Source organism: Halopseudomonas sp. Lyrl_26, from assembly GCF_051948695.1.
GTDB classification, from domain to species: Bacteria; Pseudomonadota; Gammaproteobacteria; order Pseudomonadales; family Pseudomonadaceae; genus Halopseudomonas; species Halopseudomonas formosensis.
Map to the genome: position 1 here is coordinate 424,081 of NZ_JAYJLH010000001.1, position 20,473 is coordinate 444,553.

18 protein-coding genes are annotated in these 20,473 nt (G+C 62.4%); 14 read left to right on the forward strand and 4 right to left on the reverse strand.

The genetic code is table 11. The annotated features are described in order from the left end of the window. Positions 1-10 precede the first annotated feature (10 nt). The 3 genes from topA (at position 11) to VF673_RS02100 (ending at position 3,425) form a co-directional block, all read left to right on the forward strand. Positions 11-2,620 (forward strand): type I DNA topoisomerase, encoded by a 2,610-nt coding sequence (topA, locus tag VF673_RS02090; protein WP_440290693.1) that lies wholly within the window; start codon positions 11-13, stop codon positions 2,618-2,620. Positions 2,621-2,624: 4 nt separating this feature from the next. Then, positions 2,625-3,119, forward strand: a complete 495-nt coding sequence (locus VF673_RS02095) for a DUF6586 family protein (protein ID WP_440290694.1) — start codon at positions 2,625-2,627, stop codon at positions 3,117-3,119. Between the two features lie 66 nt (positions 3,120-3,185). Further along, the gene (locus tag VF673_RS02100; protein ID WP_090538566.1) at positions 3,186-3,425 is read left to right on the forward strand and encodes a hypothetical protein; all 240 of its coding nucleotides are present in this window, start codon (positions 3,186-3,188) and stop codon (positions 3,423-3,425) included. A 40-nt stretch (positions 3,426-3,465) separates the two neighbouring features. On the opposite strand, the gene VF673_RS02105 is transcribed toward VF673_RS02100, so the two are convergent. After that, on the reverse strand, positions 3,466-3,954 hold the full coding sequence (locus VF673_RS02105; protein WP_440290695.1) for an SOS-induced cell division inhibitor SulA: 489 nt from the start codon (positions 3,952-3,954) through the stop codon (positions 3,466-3,468). 11 nt (positions 3,955-3,965) lie between these two features. Continuing rightward, a complete protein-coding gene (lexA, locus tag VF673_RS02110; RefSeq protein WP_440290696.1) occupies positions 3,966-4,574 on the reverse strand; it encodes a transcriptional repressor LexA in 609 nt (202 codons plus the stop codon). 174 nt (positions 4,575-4,748) lie between these two features. Here lexA and VF673_RS02115 point away from each other — a divergent pair, with 174 nt between their 5' ends. From VF673_RS02115 to nagZ, 3 genes are all read left to right on the forward strand, one after another. After that, positions 4,749-5,411, forward strand: coding sequence for a TetR family transcriptional regulator (locus tag VF673_RS02115; RefSeq protein ID WP_440290697.1), 663 nt, complete (start codon positions 4,749-4,751; stop codon positions 5,409-5,411). Positions 5,412-5,480: 69 nt separating this feature from the next. Continuing rightward, positions 5,481-5,963 carry a L,D-transpeptidase family protein gene (locus VF673_RS02120; RefSeq protein ID WP_440290698.1) on the forward strand — a complete coding sequence of 161 codons (483 nt, stop codon included), beginning with the start codon at positions 5,481-5,483 and terminating at the stop codon, positions 5,961-5,963. Positions 5,964-6,008: 45 nt separating this feature from the next. Beyond that, positions 6,009-6,992, forward strand: a complete 984-nt coding sequence (gene nagZ, locus VF673_RS02125; protein WP_273124760.1) for a beta-N-acetylhexosaminidase — start codon at positions 6,009-6,011, stop codon at positions 6,990-6,992. A gap of 35 nt (positions 6,993-7,027) precedes the next feature. Here nagZ and VF673_RS02130 read toward each other — a convergent pair whose 3' ends face one another. Both VF673_RS02130 and mfd read right to left on the reverse strand, forming a co-directional pair. Next, on the reverse strand, positions 7,028-7,591 hold the full coding sequence (locus tag VF673_RS02130; RefSeq protein ID WP_440290699.1) for a CsiV family protein: 564 nt from the start codon (positions 7,589-7,591) through the stop codon (positions 7,028-7,030). Further along, positions 7,591-11,073 carry a transcription-repair coupling factor gene (mfd, locus tag VF673_RS02135; protein WP_440290700.1) on the reverse strand — a complete coding sequence of 1,161 codons (3,483 nt, stop codon included), beginning with the start codon at positions 11,071-11,073 and terminating at the stop codon, positions 7,591-7,593. Before mfd ends, VF673_RS02130 begins: the two co-directional genes overlap by 1 nt. A gap of 657 nt (positions 11,074-11,730) precedes the next feature. Between mfd and VF673_RS02140 the strand changes: the two genes are divergently transcribed. From VF673_RS02140 to nqrF, 8 genes are all read left to right on the forward strand, one after another. Beyond that, a complete protein-coding gene (locus VF673_RS02140) occupies positions 11,731-12,723 on the forward strand; it encodes a TerC family protein (RefSeq protein WP_440290701.1) in 993 nt (330 codons plus the stop codon). 130 nt (positions 12,724-12,853) lie between these two features. Further along, positions 12,854-14,296: a glyceraldehyde-3-phosphate dehydrogenase gene (locus VF673_RS02145; protein ID WP_273128478.1), complete on the forward strand. Its 1,443-nt coding sequence runs from the start codon at positions 12,854-12,856 to the stop codon at positions 14,294-14,296. A 326-nt stretch (positions 14,297-14,622) separates the two neighbouring features. Next, positions 14,623-15,960: a Na(+)-translocating NADH-quinone reductase subunit A gene (locus VF673_RS02150; protein ID WP_320330705.1), complete on the forward strand. Its 1,338-nt coding sequence runs from the start codon at positions 14,623-14,625 to the stop codon at positions 15,958-15,960. A gap of 2 nt (positions 15,961-15,962) precedes the next feature. After that, a complete protein-coding gene (locus tag VF673_RS02155) occupies positions 15,963-17,174 on the forward strand; it encodes an NADH:ubiquinone reductase (Na(+)-transporting) subunit B (protein ID WP_440290702.1) in 1,212 nt (403 codons plus the stop codon). Continuing rightward, entirely contained in the window at positions 17,167-17,958 is a 792-nt protein-coding gene (locus VF673_RS02160) for a Na(+)-translocating NADH-quinone reductase subunit C (RefSeq protein ID WP_440290703.1), read from the forward strand. The genes VF673_RS02155 and VF673_RS02160 overlap by 8 nt, the downstream gene beginning before the upstream one ends. Positions 17,959-17,960: 2 nt before the next feature. Further along, positions 17,961-18,629: an NADH:ubiquinone reductase (Na(+)-transporting) subunit D gene (locus VF673_RS02165; RefSeq protein WP_440290704.1), complete on the forward strand. Its 669-nt coding sequence runs from the start codon at positions 17,961-17,963 to the stop codon at positions 18,627-18,629. Next, positions 18,629-19,237 carry an NADH:ubiquinone reductase (Na(+)-transporting) subunit E gene (nqrE, locus tag VF673_RS02170; protein WP_090538577.1) on the forward strand — a complete coding sequence of 203 codons (609 nt, stop codon included), beginning with the start codon at positions 18,629-18,631 and terminating at the stop codon, positions 19,235-19,237. The genes VF673_RS02165 and nqrE overlap by 1 nt, the downstream gene beginning before the upstream one ends. A 9-nt stretch (positions 19,238-19,246) precedes the next feature. Beyond that, entirely contained in the window at positions 19,247-20,473 is a 1,227-nt protein-coding gene (gene nqrF, locus VF673_RS02175) for an NADH:ubiquinone reductase (Na(+)-transporting) subunit F (RefSeq protein WP_440290705.1), read from the forward strand.

The following is a 20,473-nucleotide window of genomic DNA, read 5'->3' on the forward strand; positions in this document are numbered from 1 at the left end:
ACCAATACCCATGGGAAAAGCACTGGTCATTGTGGAGTCACCAGCCAAGGCGAAGACGATCAACAAGTATCTTGGCAATGACTTTGTGGTGAAGTCGAGCATCGGACATATCCGCGATCTGCCCACCAGTGGCAGCAGCAAGACCGAGAGCAAACCCAAGGGTGCCAAGGCGGCTTCGGACATCGACAAGGCGACCAAGGCAAGGATGCAGCTGGTCAACCGCATGGGCGTTGACCCCGAGAACGGCTGGAAGGCCCGCTACGAGATACTGCCCGGCAAGGAAAAGGTCATCGACGAACTGCGTCGTCTGGCCCGGGAAGCCGACACCATCTATCTGGCAACGGACTTGGACCGCGAGGGGGAGGCGATTGCCTGGCACCTGCGCGAGTCCATCGGCGGTGATGAATCCCGCTACCGTCGGGTGGTGTTCAACGAGATTACCAAGAAAGCCATCCAGGAGGCCTTCTCCCAGCCGGGCGAGCTGGACATGAACCGGGTCAACGCCCAGCAGGCGCGGCGTTTTCTGGACCGGGTGGTCGGCTACATGGTGTCACCGCTGTTGTGGCAGAAGATCGCCCGCGGTCTGTCCGCCGGCCGCGTGCAGTCGGTGGCGGTCAAGCTGATCGTTGACCGCGAGCGTGAAATCCGCGCCTTCGTGCCGGAAGAATTCTGGGAAGTGCACGCTGACCTGACCACACCCAAGAGCGAGTCCGTGCGCTTCGAGGTGGTCAAGGAGAATGGCGGGGCCTTCCGTCCGCTGAACAAGGAGCAGACTGACAAGGCACTGGCCCAGCTCAGGGCGGCCAGTTACCGCGTCACCAAGCGGGATGCGCGGCCGACCACTACCAAGCCGAGTGCGCCCTTCATTACCTCCACCCTGCAGCAGGCCGCCAGCACGCGGCTGGGCTTCAGCGTGAAGAAGACCATGATGATGGCCCAGCGGCTGTACGAAGCGGGTTACATCACCTACATGCGTACCGACTCGACCAACCTGTCAGCCGATGCCGTGAGCATGGCGCGGGGATATATCGAGAAGAATTTCGGCGCCCAGTACCTGCCCGAGACACCTAATGTCTATGGCAGCAAGGCCAACGCCCAGGAAGCTCACGAAGCCATCCGTCCCTCGGATGTGAAGCTCAAGGCCACCGATCTCAAGGGCATGGAGCGTGACGCCGAGCGCCTCTACGAGCTGATCTGGCGCCAGTTCGTGGCCTGCCAGATGCCGCCGGCGCGCTACCTGTCGACCACCATCACCGCCCAGGCCGGCAATTTCGAGCTGCGTGCCCGTGGCCGCATCCTGCAGTTCGACGGTTTCACCCGGGTGCTGCCGCCCCAGGGCAAGGGTGGCGAAGATGAGGTGCTGCCGGACATGCAGGTGGACAACGAGCTGGGTCTGGTCCGTCTGGATCCCAAGCAGCACTTCACCAAGCCCCCGGCACGCTATTCCGAAGCCAGTCTGGTCAAGGAGCTGGAGAAGCGCGGTATCGGCCGCCCGTCGACCTACGCCTCCATCATCTCGACCATTCAGGAGCGTGGCTATGTCACCCTGAATAACCGCCGTTTCTACGCGGAGAAGATGGGTGACATCGTGACCGAGCGCCTCAACGAGAGCTTCCCCAATCTGATGGGCTACGACTTCACCGCCCGCATGGAGGAGTCGCTGGATGACGTGGCCGAAGGTGAGGTGCCCTGGAAGGAGGTGCTCGACCGCTTCTATGCCGATTTCAAGCAGAAGCTCGAGGCAGCCGGTTCCAGCGAGGAAGGCAAGGGCATGCGCGCCAACCAGCCCACACCGACAGATATCCCCTGCGTCGAGTGCGGTCGGCCGATGATGATACGGACTGCTTCCACCGGGGTGTTCCTCGGTTGTTCCGGTTATGCCCTGCCGCCCAAGGAGCGCTGCAAGGCGACCGTCAATCTGGTACCCGGTAACGAGGTGGCGGCGGATGACGATGAGGGTGAATCCCGGGTACTGCGGGCCAAGCGCCGCTGCCCGATCTGCTCGACAGCGATGGACAGCTACCTGGTCGACGAGCGCCGCAAGCTGCATGTGTGCGGCAACAATCCCGACTGCAGCGGCTTCGAGGTGGAGCAGGGGCAGTTCAAGATCAAGGGCTATGATGGTCCGGTGATCGAATGCGACAAGTGCGGCAGCGACATGCAGCTCAAGACCGGCCGCTTCGGCAAGTACTTCGGCTGCACCAATGCGCAGTGCAAGAATACCCGCAAGCTGCTGCGCAACGGCGAGGCGGCACCGCCCAAGATGGATCCGGTGCTGATGCCGGAGCTGCGCTGCGAGAAGGTGGATGACGTCTACGTTCTGCGCGATGGGGCCTCGGGTCTGTTCCTGGCTGCCAGCCAGTTTCCCAAGAATCGCGAGACCCGCGCGCCTCTGGTGCGCGAGCTGTTGCCCCACGCCGAGGCGATAGATCCCAAGTACCATTTCCTGCTCGAGGCACCGGTCGCCGATCCGGATGGCAATCCCACCGTGGTACGCTACAGTCGCAAGAGCAAGGAGCAGTACGTGCAGAGTGAGATCGAGGGCAAGCCGACCGGTTGGCGTGCCTTCCATGATGGCAAGAACTGGGTGATCGAGGACGGCCGCAAGGTCAAGGGGTAATCCCGTGGCGGATGAGCTGTATACCCGTACCAATCAGGCGCTGGCCTTTGCCCGGCTGGCGCTGGGTGAATGGCACCAGGCTGCCGCTGCGACGGAGATCGGCGCGGCTACCCGGGTTGCCTATCATCGCGAGCACACCGTCTTTCATCTGTACCGCGGCCTGCTGTGGCTTATCCAGGAGGTTGCCGACGGCTACCGCTGGACCCTGACCGGGACCCAGAGCGTCGAACAGCTGCTGCGCGCAGAACAGATCGAGCGTTTTCCCGGACCTGAACTGGCCGAGCTGGCGCAGCTGAGGCAACGTTCTGACAGCTGGGTTGCGGGTATCCTGTCCGCCTGGCAGCAGCTGCAGGCGCCACCGGCCAGGGCGGGCGCCGCCGGTGCCCTTATCGTCGGTGGGGCTGCGACGCCACCCTGGGGATTGGCGGAGGCCGAGGAGGCGCTGGCGTCATTGCGCGCCCAGGTCGAGCGTTATCGTCAGAACCTTCAGGAGTGGTAGGGCGGGCGTCAGGCTCCCCCGCTGGGGTGTGGTACAATGCCAGGCTTGACTGACAGGAGACATCGAATGCCTTCACCCTTTCTCGAGATCATTGAGCTTGCCGACGGGACGGTTGCCCTGCGCCGTCCGGACGAAGAGGGCAAGCCGCTGTTGATCATTGAGTTTTCCGAGGAAGCCAGGGAATTTCTGCAGGGCAACTATGTCGAGGTGGCCAAGGTCATGATCGGCGCCGGCATGCAGGTTGCCGGGCAGATTCTCGAGGATGATCCGGATCTGGATCTGGATGAGCACCGGGTGCTGCATTGAGCAGCAGTGCCCGGTAACCGCCATTCCGGTCGGGTGAATGTCAGCTGGTAACTTCCATGCGAATATTCAGGCTGGCACAGTGTCCCGCCCGGGCCGATCGGTCCAGCAGCTCCCCATGGTCGGGATCGGACAGCCAGCTGACCACGGTGTGACTGTAACCCAGTTCCAGAATCTCGCAGCACAGCCTGAGTGAATCCATTCCTCGACGGGAGCGGATGATCAGGATGCGTTGCGGGTCCAGTCCCGAGGCCCGCAGCCACTTCTGGCTGATGGGCAGCGGCGGATCAATCAGGCTCAGCCATCCCGGGCTGTTGGCCTGGCTCAGGTCCCGCAGGATGGGTGCCAGCAGCTGCAGGCACTGACGGGGTGAGCCGTGCAGGCCGATCTCGCTGGAGCCGGGGGCTTCATCCAGTCCGTCGTCGTAGCTGGGTGCCTGCGTCAGTGACTGCATACCCGACTGGCAGGCCAGCAGGGCGTTATGCAACAGATCCGGTTGTACTGCTGAACCTTCGTTTCGTGCATACCGCATGGTCTACTCCTTCAGTGGCGAATCACGCCTACGCTCAAGCCTTCGATAATGAGTTCCTGCTCGCCCAGGTCGATCTCGATGGGGGCAAATTCAGGGTTTTCCGCGATCAGTGACACCTTGCGCCCCTGCTTGTGGAAGCGCTTGACGGTGACTTCATCGTCGATGCGGGCCACCACCACCTGGCCATTGCGTGCCTCGCTGGTGCGATGGACCGCCAGAAGGTCGCCGTCCAGAATGCCGATATCCTTCATGCTCATACCGCGGACCCTCAGCAGGTAATCGGCGCGGGGGCTGAAGAAGTCGGGATCGATGCGGCAGTGGTTCTCGATATTCTCCAGTGCCAGGATGGGCGCGCCGGCGGCTACCTGGCCGACGACCGGCAGGCTGTGCTCATCGGCTGCCTCGGCATCATTGGGCAGGCGGATGCCCCGCGATGCGCCGGGGATCATCTCGATGGCACCCTTGCGTGCCAGGGCCTTGAGGTGGTCCTCGGCCGCATTGGGGGAGCGGAAGCCCAGTTCGCGGGCTATATCCACGCGGGTGGGTGGATAACCGTTGCTGGCCATGTATTCCCGGATGAAAGCCAGTACCTGCTGTTGCCGTGCGGTGAGTTTCTGCATCTGGTCCATGCCTGTTTTTCTATACAGTTGCTGTGATTATATACAGCATTTGGCCCGGCGCAACCCCGGGTCGAATTTTGCACTTGGTACGGACTGTGGTAAAAATCTTCTGGTTGACACCCAGCCCGCTTGAAACGTATGTTTCAAACATTCGTTTTGATAGTGGAGTGGTCTGTGGCGCAGTCTGAAACAGTCGAGCGCATTCTGGATGCTGCAGAGCAACTGTTTGCCGAGAAAGGGTTCGCGGAAACCTCGCTGCGGCTCATCACCAGCAAGGCCGGGGTCAATCTTGCCGCAGTCAACTATCACTTCGGCTCGAAGAAGTCGTTGATCCAAGCGGTCTTTACCCGTTTCCTCAATCCCTTCGTTACCAGTCTGGAGCAGGAGCTCGATCGACAGCAGCAGGCAGGGGTCACAGACCCGACACTGGAACAGCTGCTGGAGATGCTGGTGCGCCTGGTGCTGGCGGTCAAGCCGCGCAGCGGCAACGATCTGTCCACCTTCATGCGCCTGCTCGGTCTGGCCTTCAGTCAGAGCCAGGGACACCTGCGCAAGTATCTCGGTGAGGTCTACGGCAAGGTGTTCAAGCGCTACATGACCCTGGTATTGCGCAGTGCGCCGGAGTTGCCGGTGGACGTGCTGTTCTGGCGGGTGCACTTCATGCTCGGCAGCGCCGCCTTCACCCTTTCCAGCATGAAGGCGCTCAAGGCCATGGGTGAGGCCGAGTACGGCGACCGGGCCAGTACCGATGAGATCCTGCGCCAGATGGTTCCGTTCTTCGCTGCCGGCATGCGCGCCGAGCTGGTGAACAACGCCGAGCCCGCGCCGGCGGAGTGAAGCTGCCGGCCGGGGCTTACCTCGCCGGCGCCGATCCGCTATCGTGTGGGTTTTCCCGCGGAGCTGCGCATGTCCCTGGATCTGATCCACATATCCATCGAGCACCAGTGCCTCACCGGCTATGCCGGAGGGCAGCAGGTCTGCCGCTTTCCGGTATCCACGGCACTGGCCGGTCCCGGTGAGCAGCAGGGCAGCGGCTGCACGCCCCGTGGCCGCCACCGGGTGCGCGCCCGTATCGGTGAAGGCCAGCCCCTGGGCGCGGTGTTCATCGGTCGCCGGCCGACCGGTGAGGTCTGGTCCGCCGAACTCGCTGCCGCCCACCCCGAGCGGGACTGGATACTGACGCGGATCCTCTGGCTGTGTGGCGAGGAGCCCGGCTTCAATCGGGGCGGCAATTGCGACTCCCAGCGCCGTTACATCTACCTGCATGGCACCGGGGATGATCAGCCCATGGGCATCCCCCTGTCCCACGGCTGCATTCGCCTGCGCAACAGCGACATGCTGGCGCTGTTCGACATGACCCCGGCCGGCTGTGCAGTCGTTATCGAATAATCTCTCATTGAAATCAGGAGCACTCCCTTGACCCATGGCTCATTGATGCTGGATCTGGCAGGTCACTGGCTGACACCGGAAGACCGCCAGCTGCTCCGGCAGCCCGAGGTCGGCGGCCTCATTCTCTTTGCCCGCAATACCGAGTCACCGGCCCAGGTGCGCGAGCTGGTGCACAGCATCCGTGCACTGCGTCCGGACATGCTGATCGCCATTGATCAGGAGGGCGGCCGGGTCCAGCGGCTGCGCCGCGAGGTGCTGCGTCTGCCGGCGCTGGGCCGTATTGCCCGTTGCGGAGATGCGGCGCCTGCGCTGGCCGAGGCTGCCGGCTGGCTGATGGCAACGGAGATGCTCGCCTGCGGGATTGATATCAGTTTCGCTCCGGTGCTGGATCTGGATTACCTGCGCAGTCAGGTCATCGGTGATCGTTCCCTGGGTGGTGATCCGCAACAGGTGACAACCCTGGGACGGGCCTACATCCAGGGGCTGCACGGGGCAGGCATGGCCGCCACCGGCAAGCATTTTCCCGGCCATGGCTGGGCCGAGGCCGACTCCCATTTCGCCCTGCCGGTGGACGAGCGCAGCGAAGAGGAGATCCGCAACAGCGATCTGCGTCCGTTCGCGGCCCTGGCCGGTGAACTGGACGGGATCATGCCGGCGCATGTGGTCTATCCGGCGGTGGACAGTCTGCCCGCCGGTTTCTCCCGGCGCTGGCTGCAGGACATCCTGCGTGGAGAGCTGGGCTTTGATGGGGTGATCTTCAGTGACGATCTGACCATGGCCGGCGCCCACGCCGCCGGTGACATGACCCAGCGGGTGGATGCGGCACTGGCATCGGGCTGCGACATGCTGCTGGTGTGCAACGATCGGGCGGCGGCGGAACAGGCGCTGGTGCATGCCCAGCAGGTCGGCATGCGACCCTCCGAGCGGCCGGCGCGGATGCTGGCCCGGCGCGTGGTCGGCGTCGACTACAAGGCCGATCCGCGCTGGGCGCGGTCGGTCGAGCTGCTGCGGCGGGCGGATCTGCTCTGAGAGACGGTACCGGGCGGCCCCGCCGCCCGGTCAGCTCAGGGCTGACTGGTGCGGATCAGGGCACCGAGGCTGCGATGGTCGAGATAGTGGGTCTCATCCAGGCGCAGGCGGCGGGTGGTCTGCAATCGTTCGCTCACCGGCTCCGCCGCGGTGGCATGGTTCAGCCACAGGGTGACCCGAGCGCTCAGCGGATCGGTATCCAGGCTGACCAGACCCTGTACCGGATACAGTAAGTCACCACCGGCGTCGGTCATGGGCTGGCCCTTCCGTACGGCTACGCTCAGGTGCGGGTCCGCCGGCTGGGTCCAGGCCCGGTGAAAGCGGATCTCGTAGCCGTTGCTTTCCAGCTTGCGTGCATCACTGTCCAGCCGGTGACGGGTGGGATCTATGCTGCGGATATCACCGCGCACCGTGTCGTCCAGCGCGGTGGCGCGCTCATCCCAGTCCGTTCCGGGGCCGGCGGCGGGGGTCAGCTGTGCGCCGGGCTGGCTGAACACCAGCAGTTCGACCAGATATTCCTGGGCTTCGGCCAGCAGGCTGCCGGTCAGCAGGGCGGTGGCGAGCAGCGGTTGCAGCCGGTTGCGGGTTATCGATTTCATCAGCGTTTTCCTTTGCCGGGGGCTGCGGCAGCGGGTTGCTGCAGCCGTTCGATCAGCGCTTCAACGGTATTCAGGCGCAGCGCGGCCTGGCCCATGGGGGCACTGAAACGCAGTATATTGCCACCTTCCAGCCGGTAGCGCTGCGAGCTTTCCTGAATCAGTCGGATCAGTACCATGGGATCGACACTGGTGTCGGCACCGAATTCGATGCGGCCGTGCTCGGGTCCGACGTCGATGCGGGTGATCCCCAGCGGTGCGCAGCGCAGCTTCAGCGAGGTGATGCGGAACAGGGTCTTGACCTGCTCCGGCAGCAGCCCGAAGCGGTCGATCATTTCCACCTGCAGATCCTTCAGCTCGTCGTCGTTGGCGGCATTGGCGATCCGCTTGTACAGGGTCAGGCGTGCATGTACATCCGGCAGGTAGTCGTCGGGGATCAATGCCGGCAGGCGCAGGTTGATATCCAGCACATCGCCCAGCGGATTCTCCAGCTCCGGCTCCTTGCCCTGCTGGATCGCCTTGATCGCGCGCTCGAGCATATCCATGTACATGCTGAAGCCCACCGCCTGGATCTGGCCGCTCTGGCCCTCGCCGAGCAGTTCACCTGCACCCCGGATCTCCAGGTCGTGGGTGGCCAGGGTAAAGCCGGCGCCGAGATCCTGGGCGGCTGCAATGGCCTCCAGGCGCTTCTCCGCATCCCCGGTGAGCTTGCGTCCGGCCGGGGTCAGCAGGTAGGCATAGGCCTGGTGGTGGCTGCGGCCGACCCGTCCACGCAGCTGGTGCAACTGGGCCAGGCCGAACTTGTCGGCCCGTTCGATGATGATGGTGTTGGCGCTGGGCACGTCGATGCCGGTCTCGATGATGGTCGAGGTCACCAGGATATTGAAGCGGCGATGGTAGAAATCGCGCATTACCTGCTCCAGCTGGCGTTCGGGCATCTGACCGTGGCTGATACCGATGCGCGCCTCGGGCACCAGCTCGGCCAGATCTGCCGCGCACTTCTCGATGGTTTCCACCTCGTTGTGCAGGAAGTACACCTGGCCGCCACGCAGCAGCTCGCGCAGGATGGCCTCCTTGATCACCGCCGGTTGCTGCTGCATGACGAAGGTCTTGACCGACAGTCGCCGTGCCGGCGGCGTGGCGATGATCGACAGGTCGCGCATGCCGGTCATGGCCATGTTCAGGGTCCGCGGGATCGGCGTGGCGGTCAGGTTGAGAATGTCCACCTCGCTGCGCAGGGCCTTGAGCCGCTCCTTCTGGCGCACCCCGAAGCGGTGCTCCTCGTCGATGATCACCAGCCCCAGATCGCTGAAGCGCACATCGCTCTGCAGCAGCTTGTGGGTGCCGATCATGATGTCCACCTTGCCCTCGGCCAGCGCTTCGGTAGCGGCCTTGATTTCCTTGGCCGACTTGAAGCGTGACAGCACCTCGACCTTCACCGGCCAGTCAGCGAAGCGGTCCTTGAAGCTGTTGTAGTGCTGCTGGGCCAGCAGGGTAGTGGGTACCAGTACTGCGACCTGGCGGCCACTGTGCACCGCCAGGAAGGCCGCGCGCATGGCCACCTCGGTCTTGCCGAAGCCGACATCGCCGCACACCAGCCGGTCCATCGGCAGGGGGCTGGTCATGTCCTTGATCACTGCATCGATGGCTGCCTGCTGGTCCGCGGTCTCCTCGAAGGGGAAGGCCTCGGCAAAGGTCTGGTAGTCCTGATCCGGATCGTTGAAGCTGTAGCCCTTGCGGGCAGCGCGGCGGGCATAGACATCGAGCAGTTCGGCGGCCACGTCCCGGACCTTCTCGGCGGCCTTGCGCCGGGCCTTCTGCCATTGATCCGAGCCCAGGCGGTGCAGCGGTGCGCTGTCGGTGTCGGCACCGCTGTAGCGGGCGATCATGTGCAGGTTGGCGACCGGCACATAGAGGGTGGCCTCGTCCGCATACTCCAGCTTGAGAAACTCTGCTTCCTGGCCCTCGACGCTGAGGTTGACCAGGCCGCGGTAGCGACCCACACCATGGTCGATATGCACCACGGGCGCGCCCTCGCGCAGCTCGGTGAGGTTGCGGATGATGGCGTCGCCCAGATCCGTGGCCTTGCCACGCCGCCGGCGCTGCATGACGCGTTGGCCGAACAGCTGGCTTTCGGCAATCAGGGCAATGGCCGGGTCGTTGCACAGCAGGCCCTCGTCCACCGGCGCTATGGTGATGGCGCAGGGCAGCTCGCCTTTGACAAACTCGGCCCAGCTGTCCACGAGTTCCGGCTTGAGCGGGATGCGGGTCAGCATCTCCAGCAGCACCTCACGCCGTCCGGCGGTTTCGGCGACAAACAGGGTGCGCCCCTTGAACTCGGCAGTGAACTGCTCGAGCAGATGCAGCGGCCGTTCCAGCTTGTTGTCCAGCGGCAGCTCCGGCGGAGGGCTGCAGTCGAAATTGACCACGCCCGCTGCGGCTGGCAGAGGGCTGTCGTGGCAGACGATGCGCGGGTAGACCTTGATCCGGGCAAAGCATTCCTCAACCGCCATGAACAGCTCCGCCGGCGGCAGCAGTGGCCGGGTCGGGTCTATGCCGTGTTCCTCGAAACGGTTGCGAACATCCGCCCAGAACTGACTGGCACTGTCCTCGATGCCGGGCAGGCTGAACAGCTGGGTACTGTCCGGCAGGTAATCGAACAGGCTGCCCAGTTCCTCGAAGAACAGCGGCATGTAGTACTCGATGCCGGGCGGCACCACACCGTCGCTCAGGTCCTGATACAGCGGGCAGCGCCGGTGGTCGACCTCGAAGCGCTCACGGAAACGCGCGCGAAAGCCCGTCAGGGCGCTCTTGTCCAGGGGGAATTCCCGGGCAGGCAGCAGGTGAATGCTGTCAACCTTGTCGATCGAACGCTGGGTCTCCGGATCGAAGGTGCGCAGGGTTTCGATCTCGTCATCGAACAGGTCGATGCGGTAGGGCAGGCGGCTCCCCATGGGGTAGAGATCCAGCAGCGCGCCGCGCACGGCGTAGTCGCCATGCTCGTAGACGGTATCCACGCAGCGGTAGCCGGCGGCATCGAGGTTCTGCCGCATGCGGTCGATGTCAAGCCGCTGTCCGACTTTCATCATCAGCACCGAGCCGCGGAGGAAGTTGCGCGGGGGCAGGCGGTGGAGCAGGGTGATCATGGGCACCACGAGAATGCCCTGTTCTATCTGCGGCAGGCGATACAGGGTTTCCAGTCGCTGGGAGATGATGTCCTGGTGCGGCGAAAACCTGTCGTAGGGCAGGGTTTCCCAGTCGGGGAAGCTGGTGATCGGCAGTTGCGGGGCGAAGAAGCGCAGTTCCTGCTCCAGCCGGTCGGCCTCGGCGGTGTCCCGGGTGATGACCAGGCTCAGGCCCTTGTGCTGCAGGGCGGCCTCGGCAATCGCCAGCGCCCGCGCCGCCGCCGGCAGGTTACCCCAGGCTGTACGGTTGCCGAGGTTGTTGCGCAGGGGGGCGGAGAACAGAATCGGGGTGTCAGACATGCTGATATGGATGTTCCGGTTTAAGCAAAACCGACATTTTAACCCCTTGGGCGGTTCCCTGCTGAAGATGTGTGTTTTTTGGTGGGGACGATTGGTGCAGCAGATGCTTGCAGGGTTGTGCAAGCCTCTGCGCTGGTACGCCCCTGCCACGACACGCCGTGAACCCGTCCCTGGGGGCTCGTTGATGTCATCCCTGACATCAAACGGTCGTGTCAGGGGCGTCCCAGCGCAACGGCAGAAACTTGGGAGTTGCTGGTGGTTTTTCTTCCAGCGGCTCGGAGTGTGTAGGCGGGCTGGGGGTGCAGGGTTGTGCCGACCGTCGGTTTTCAGGGATGAAAACCGCGAGCTTACAGGGACGTACTTGCAGCGTGTCGGCACGGCCCTGCACCCCAGCACGACCTGGCGCGGATTTGCAGCAGGGTCGTACCAACGGCAGAGGCCGGCACAGACATACAAAGATGCAGGCACGTAGAAATACAGATATACCGGGTAAGTGACGAATAACTATTTCAAGGGACCCCGTCGCCGCTCTGCTTGTCAGAGAAAAGGGGCGGCTATATCATGAGTGCCGCATGACGCCGGGCCCCTCTGGCGGTGGTTGCGGCCACCGTGATGTCGGAGTCATGAGTTGATTACATACCTTGACTGGAGGGGCCGATGGACTCGTTGCTTGCCTTTTTAACCACACCTTTTCTTGGCACTGCCGCCTGGCAGTGGTTCGCTTTCCTGGCCATAGTGCTGGGTATTCTCGCTTTTGACCTCGGCGTGCTGCACCGTGATGAGCACGAGATCGAGGTGCGCGAGAGTCTGCTGCTGTACAGCGGCTATTTCACCGTCGGCATGCTTTTCGGTCTGTGGGTCTGGTTCGACCGGGGGGCGGCCAGCGGGCTGGAGTTCTATACCGGTTTCCTGATCGAGCAGTCCTTGTCGATGGACAACGTCTTCGTCATGGCGATGATTCTCGGCTTCTTCGGTATTCCGCGTCTGTATCAGCACCGGGTCCTGTTCTGGGGGATTCTCGGGGTGATAGTGCTGCGCGCCATCATGATCGGCCTGGGCGCGGCGCTGGTGCAGGAGTTCGAGTGGATTCTGTACATCTTCGGCGTGTTCCTGCTGTTTTCCGGGGTGAAGATGTTCTTCAGCAAGGATCAGGAGGAGCATCAGGACTTCTCGCAGAATCCCGTGGTGCGCTTCATCCGCAAGCGCTTCCGGGTGACCGATGAACTGCATGGCTCGCACTTCTTCGTGCGCCTGCCGGACAAGACCGGCAAGGTCGTGCTGTTTGCCACTCCGCTGTTCCTGGCGCTGGTGCTGATCGAGCTGGCTGATCTGGTGTTTGCCGTGGACAGCGTGCCGGCGATCTTTGCCATCACTCAGGATCCCTTCATCGTCTATACCTCGAACATCTTCGCCATCCTGGGCTTGCGTTCGCTGTATTTTGCCCTGGCGGCGCTGATGCACAGGTTCGTCTATCTCAAGTACGCCCTGTCCCTGGTGCTGATCTTCATCGGCTGCAAGATCCTGCTCCATGGGCTGGATATCAAGATCCATGCGGGTATTTCGCTTGGTGTGACCTTCGCACTGCTGGCGGGAGGCGTTCTGGTTTCGCTCTACAGCACACGGGATAGCGGCAGTCGCTCTGTACGCTAGCGGCAATTGCGCGGTTTGCGCGGCCGCGTGCCCGTACCCTGTCGCCCGGTGATTGCCTCTCCGGGCAGGGGGACGCATAATATCGGCCCTTTGTTGGCCCTTTGGCTCCCATGACCTGGAAGGAAGAACTGTGACTCAAGCCCAATACGAGCAATGCCTGGACAATTGGACTGATCGGGAAGCAACTGCCGAGGCGATGATCCCCCTGATTGGACGCCTGTACCGTGAACACAATGTGGTCACATCCATCTATGGCCGAGCACTGGTCAACCGGTCGGTGATCAGCCTGCTCAAGTCCCATCGCTTTGCCCGCCAGATCGACGATAACGAACTGTCGGTGCATGACACCTTCCCGGTGATCAAGGCGCTGGTGGATCTGGATCTGGGGCCGGCCTCGATTGATGTCGCGCGCCTGGCGGTCAAGTTCCAGGAGGAGGGCTCCGGTGATCTGGATACCTTCCTGCGTCGCGAACTGGCCAGCATCATCGGCCGCAAGGGTGAAAAGCGCGAAGGGCGTGACGTGGTGCTTTACGGCTTCGGCCGTATCGGTCGTCTGCTGGCGCGCATTCTGGTCGAGAAGGCCGGCGCCGGTGACGGTCTGCGTCTGCGGGCAGTGGTGGTGCGCAAGGGTGCGGCCAATGACCTGGCCAAGCGCGCCAGCCTGCTGCGTCGGGACTCGGTACACGGCTCCTTCCAGGGCACCATCACCATCGACGAAGAGAACAACACCCTTACCGCCAACGGCACTCGCATCCAGTTCATCTACGCCAGCGATCCGAGCACGGTGAACTATGCCGCCTATGGCATCAAGGATGCCATCCTGGTGGATAACACCGGTGTCTGGCGCGATGAGGCCGGCCTGTCCCAGCACCTCAAGTGCGAAGGCATCAGTCGTGTGGTGCTGACTGCCCCGGGCAAGGGCGATCTGAAGAACATCGTTCACGGCATCAACCACAGCTGGATCACCGATGACGACAAGATCGTCTCTGCCGCTTCCTGCACCACCAACGCCATCGTGCCGGTGCTCAAGGCAATGAATGACAAGTTCGGCATCAACAATGGTCACGTGGAGACCGTGCACTCCTACACCAACGACCAGAACCTGATCGACAACTTCCACAAGGGCAACCGTCGTGGCCGCAGTGCGGCGCTGAACATGGTCATCACCGAGACCGGTGCCGCCAAGGCCGTGGCCAAGGCGCTGCCGGAGCTGGCCGGCAAGCTGAGCGGCAATGCCATCCGCGTACCGACACCGAACGTGTCCATGGCGATCCTGAACCTGAACCTCAAGACCGCCACCAACCGCGAGGAAGTCAACGAGTACCTGCGCTACATGGCGCTGCACTCCGACCTGCACAAGCAGATTGACTTCACCAACAGTCAGGAAGTGGTTTCCACCGACTTCGTCGGCTCCCGCCACGCCGGTGTGGTGGATGCCGAAGCCACCATCTGCAATGACGACCGGGTGATCCTGTACGTGTGGTACGACAACGAGTTCGGCTACAGCTGCCAGGTGATCCGCGTGCTCGAGGACATGGCTGGGGTCAACCCGCCGGCCTTCCCGGAGCTGTAACAAGTGGTAAATAAAAAAGGCGCTTCGGCGCCTTTTTTATTGGCCTCCCGCGGGCTCCTGATTTCCCCTGCGGGGGCATGGTTCGGGGGCGATCAGGGCCAACAGGGGATTTTTCGCCGCTCCGCTCGCAAGCCCCGGGAAAATCTGAAAAAGCCTGCAGTTGTGTAGCTTTGAAGGAGCATGGTCTTTATACTTGACCAGATTTTTTGAGCGGCGCCATGGCGGGCCTTGCCTGACTTTCACCTGTCAATTTCAGCGGGGCGTTCCTATGTCCCGGGCCGGCCCATTGCGCTCTACCCATTATAAAATGTGATTAGGCTATTCGTATGATAAAGATCAAACGGGGCTTGGACCTGCCAATCACCGGCTCACCAGAGCAGCGCATCGAAGACGCCCGTCCGGCGCGCAGCGTGGCGCTGGTGGGATTCGACTACCATGGTATGAAACCTACCATGGAGGTCCAGGTCGGTGACCGGGTGAAGGTGGGTCAGATCCTGTTCAGCGACAAGAAGAATCCAGGGGTGATCTATACCGCGCCGGCCAGTGGGGTGGTCAGCGCCATCAATCGTGGCGAGAAGCGCGTCCTGCAGTCGGTGGTGATAGACGTCGAGGGGGATGAGGCTGTCGATTTCGGCGCACATTCGCCCGAATCCCTCGATACGCTTGACGCCCAGCAGGTCCGCGACAAACTCATTGCTTCCGGCCTGTGGACTGCACTGCGCACCCGCCCCTACAGCAAGGTGCCGGCAGTGGACGCCACGCCGTCCTCGATCTTTGTTACTGCAATCGACACCCATCCTCTTGCTGCAGATCCGGCCGTTATCCTCCAGGGCTGTGCGCCCGACTTCGAGAACGGTCTGCGGGTACTGGCTCGTCTGGCCGGTATCTGGCTGTGCAAGGCCCATGGTGCGACCGTACCGGGCGAAGGGCTGGCCGGGGTGCGCACCGAGAGCTTCGCGGGCCCCCATCCGGCGGGCCTGGTCGGCACCCATATCCATATGCTGGAGCCGGTCAGCGAACAGCGCCGGGTGTGGCACATCAATTATCAGGATGTGGTGGCCGTGGGTCGCCTGTTCACCAGCGGTCAGCTGTCCACCGAGCGTGTGGTTGCCCTTGCCGGGCCGCAGGTCGAGCGGCCGCGTCTGGTGCGTACGCGTCTGGGCGTGAACCTGGCCGAACTCACCGCCGGTGAAATGAAGCCGGGCAATAACCGCGTCATCTCCGGCTCGGTGCTGGGTGGCCGGGTTGCCCGTGGCGCTGCCAACTACCTGGGGCGCTACCATCTGCAGGTGTCCGTGCTGCAGGAGGGTACCCAGCGTGAGCTGTTCCACTACCTGCGTGCTGGCGTCAACAAGCACTCGGTACTGAACATCTTCATTTCGAAGCTGAACCCCTCCAGACTGTTCGACTTCACCACCAGCACCAACGGAAGTGCGCGTGCCATGGTGCCGGTCGGCAACTACGAGGAGGTCATGCCTCTGGATATCCTGCCGACCCAGCTGCTGCGGGCACTCATCGTCGGTGACACCGACATGGCTCAGAAGCTCGGCTGTCTGGAGCTGGACGAGGAAGATCTGGCGCTGTGCAGCTATGTCTGCGCCGGCAAGTATGAATATGGCCCGATCCTGCGTGACAACCTCACGCGCATCGAGATAGAGGGGTAACCATGGGCTTGCGAAACTATCTTGACAAGATCGAGCACCACTTCGAACCCGGTGGTCGCTACGAGAAGTGGTATCCGCTCTACGAAGCCGTGGATACCTTCCTGTACAAGCCGAGCAGTGTGACCCGGACCACGGCTCACGTGCGTGACGGTATCGACCTCAAGCGCATGATGATCACCGTCTGGCTGTGCACCTTCCCGGCGATGTTCTTCGGCATGTGGAACGTTGGCTATCAGGCCAATACCATCTTTGCAGCCAACCCGGAACTGCTGGCCGCTCAGGACGGCTGGCGGCTGGCTGTCACCGCCATGCTGGCCGGCTTCGACCCCGGCAGCGTGTGGGACAACCTGGTCTATGGCGCCACCTGGTTCCTGCCGATCTACCTGGTGACCTTCGTGGTCGGCGGTTTCTGGGAAGTGCTCTTCGCCAGCATCCGCCGGCATGAGGTCAACGAAGGTTTCTTCGTCACTTCCGTGCTGTTCGCCCTGATCGTGCCGCCGAGCATTCCGCTCTGGCAGGTAGCGCTGGGTATCAGCTTCGGTGTGGTGATCGGCAAGGAAGTGTTCGGTGGTACCGGCAAGAACTTCCTCAACCCGGCCCTGACCGGACGCGCCTTCCTGTTCTTTGCCTATCCGGCACAGATCTCCGGTGACGCTGTATGGACCGCGGTGGACGGCTTCGCCGGTGCGACCGCCCTGAGCGTGGCGGGTGCGGGCGGTATCGACGCCATCGTCGAGGGCGGTCTGAGCTGGATGGATGCCTTCATCGGTACCATGCACGGCTCGATCGGGGAGACCAGCACCCTGGCCATCTTCATTGGTGGCGCCGTGCTGCTGCTGACCAAGATCGCCTCCTGGCGCATTGTCGCCGGCGTGATGATCGGTATGGTTGCGCTGAGCACCCTGTTCAACTTCATCGGTTCGGACACCAACCCGATGTTCTCCATGCCCTGGTACTGGCACATGGTCACCGGCGGCTTTGCCTTCGGCATGATCTTCATGGCGACCGACCCGGTTTCGGCATCAATGACCAATACCGGCAAGTGGGTATTCGGCATCCTGATCGGCGTCATGGTGGTGCTCATCCGCGTGGTCAACCCGGCGTTCCCCGAGGGCATGATGCTGGCGATCCTGTTTGCCAACCTCTGTGCTCCTCTGATTGATCATTTTGTAGTCAAGGCGAACATCAAGCGGAGGCTGGCGCGCAATGTCTAATCAGAAAGAATCTACCGCTCGCACGCTGCTGGTCGCACTTCTGGTCTGCCTGGTGTGTTCGGTGCTGGTGGCCGGTGCGGCCGTCGCACTCAAGCCCATTCAGGTGGTCAACAGCCAGCTGGACAAGCAGCGCAACATCCTGGCGATTGCCGGTCTGGGCGATCCCACCATGTCCGCCGCGGACGTGCAGCGTCTGTTCGACGAGCGCATCGTGGCCCGTCTGGTGAATCTGGAAACGGGGCAGTTCAGTGACGAACATGACCCCACGACCTTCGATCCGCTGGCCGCTGCCCGGGAGCCGAGCACCAGTCGTGTGCTGACCGGCGCCGAGGATATTGCCTCGATCAAGCGCCTTGAGAAGTTCAGCGTGGTCTACATCGTGGAAGACGCCAGCGGTGACATGGAAACTCTGGTACTTCCGATTCGCGGCTACGGTCTGTGGTCCACTCTGCATGGCTTCCTTGCACTGGAGAGCGACCTGACCACGGTGCAGGGCCTGGGCTTCTACCAGCACGCCGAAACCCCCGGTCTGGGTGGTGAGGTGGACAACCCGCGCTGGCGCGGGCAGTGGCCCGGCAAGCAGGTCTACGACGAGAATGGCAACGTCGCCATCCGCCTGGTAAAGGGCGGTGCCGATTCCACCGGCCCGGATGCCTCGCATCAGGTCGATGGTCTGGCGGGCGCGACCCTGACCGGCAATGGCGTCAACAATCTGCTGCACTTCTGGCTGGGTGAGAACGGCTTCGGTGCCTTCATCAACAATCTTCGCGCAGGGGAGGTCTGATCATGTCCAAGCACACAATCAGCGGTGTCCTGCTGGATCCCGTTTTCAAGAATAACCCGATCGGTCTGCAGATCCTGGGTATCTGTTCGGCTCTGGCGGTCACCTCCAACCTCAAGACCTCGCTGGTCATGTGTATTGCACTGACGCTGGTAGCCGGTTTCTCCAGCATGTTCATCTCACTGATCCGCAGCCAGATTCCGAGCGCCATCCGGATGATCGTACAGGTGGTCATCATCGCTTCGCTGGTGATCGTGGTCGACCAGGTGCTCAAGGCCTTCGCCTACGCACTGAGCAAGCAGCTGTCGGTGTTCGTCGGTCTGATCATCACCAACTGTATCGTCATGGGCCGTGCCGAAGGTTTTGCCATGCAGAACCCGCCGGTGCTGTCGTTCTTCGACGGTATCGGCAATGGTCTGGGTTACAGCGTGATGCTGCTGGCCCTGGGCTTTGTCCGGGAGCTGGTCGGTGCCGGTTCGCTGTTCGGCTACACCATACTGCCGACCGTCAACAACGGCGGCTGGTATCTGCCCAACGGCATGCTGTTGCTGCCACCCTCGGCGTTCTTCCTGATCGGTCTCTTCATCTGGGCTCTGCGCTCCTGGAAGCGTGAACAGATCGAAGTTCCGGAATACAAGATGGCACCTCAGGTATCCAACAAGGAGGCCTACTGATGGAGCATTACATCAGTCTCTTCGTCAAGGCGGTGTTCGTCGAGAACATGGCCCTGGCTTTCTTCCTCGGCATGTGTACCTTCCTGGCGATTTCCAAGAAGGTGGAAACGGCGCTGATGCTGGGTATCGCCGTGGTGGTGGTGCAGGTGGTCACCGTCCCGGCGAACAACCTGCTGTATACCTATGTACTGCGTGATGGCGCCCTGGCCTGGGCCGGTCTGCCCGAGGCGGATCTGAGCTTCCTCGGTCTGCTGTGCTACATCGGCCTGATCGCTGCGCTGGTGCAGATCATGGAAATGGTCATGGACAAGTATATTCCGGCCCTCTACGGCGCTCTGGGTATCTTCCTGCCGCTGATCACCGTGAACTGCGCCATCATGGGTGGCACCCTGTTCATGGTCGAGCGCGATTACAACTTCAGCGAGAGCGTGGTCTACGGTGTCGGCTCCGGTCTGTCCTGGGCGCTGGCCATCGTTCTGCTGGCCGCTATCCGTGAAAAGCTGAAGTACAGTGATGTTCCCGAGGGGCTGCGCGGTCTGGGTATCACCTTTATCACTGTGGGCCTGATGTCGCTGGGCTTCATGTCCTTCTCCGGCGTACAACTGTAAGGAATGGACATGTCGATAGTAGATCTACTGTTACCCATCGGAATGTTCACCGGCATCGTGCTGGCGCTGGTGGTGATCATCCTTCTCGCACGTTCCCGCCTGGTCTCCAGCGGTGATGTGAGTATCGAAATCAACGGTGAGCGGACCATCACGGTGCCGGCTGGCGGCAAGTTGCTGGGTACTCTCGCCGACAATGGCATCTTCCTCTCTTCCGCCTGTGGCGGCGGCGGCACCTGTGCTCAGTGCAAGTGCATCGTCGAGAGCGGTGGCGGCGGTATGCTGGCTACCGAGGAGTCGCACTTCAACAAGCGCGAGGCCCGTGAAGGCTGGCGCCTGTCCTGTCAGACCCCGGTCAAGCAGGACATGAAGATTCAGGTTCCGGAGGAGGTGTTCGGGGTCAAGAAGTGGGAGTGCACCGTCGAGTCCAACCCCAACGTGGCCACCTTCATCAAGGAGCTTACGCTGCGTCTGCCCGAGGGCGAGAACGTGGACTTCCGTGCCGGCGGCTACGTGCAGCTGGAGTGCCCGCCGCATACCGTTCACTACAAGGATTTCGACATCCAGCCCGAGTTCCACCCGGACTGGGACAAGTTCGACATCTGGCGCTACGTGTCCAAGGTCGAAGAGCCGGTGATCCGAGCCTATTCGATGGCCAACTATCCGGAAGAGAAGGGCATCGTCAAGTTCAACATCCGTGTGGCCACGCCGCCGCCCGGACGTGACGATATCCCGCCGGGCATCATGTCGTCCTACGTGTTCAGCCTGAAGCCGGGCGACAAGATCACCGTATACGGTCCCTTCGGCGAATTCTTTGCCAAGGATACCGACGCGGAGATGGTGTTCATCGGTGGTGGTGCGGGCATGGCACCGATGCGCTCGCACATCATGGATCAGCTGCTGCGCATCAAGACCAAGCGCAAGATCTCCTTCTGGTACGGCGCACGCTCGCTGCGCGAGGCCTTCTACGTCGAGGAGTACGACAAACTGGCCGCCGAGCATGAGAACTTCGAGTGGCATCTGGCACTGTCCGATGCGCTGCCGGGGGACAACTGGACCGGCCCGACCGGCTTCATCCATAACGTGCTCTACGAGAACTACCTCAAGGATCATCCGGCTCCGGAGGATTGCGAGTACTACATGTGTGGACCGCCGATGATGAACGCCTCGGTCATCAAGATGCTTCAGGACCTGGGTGTGGAGCCGGAGAACATCCTGCTCGATGACTTCGGCGGCTGA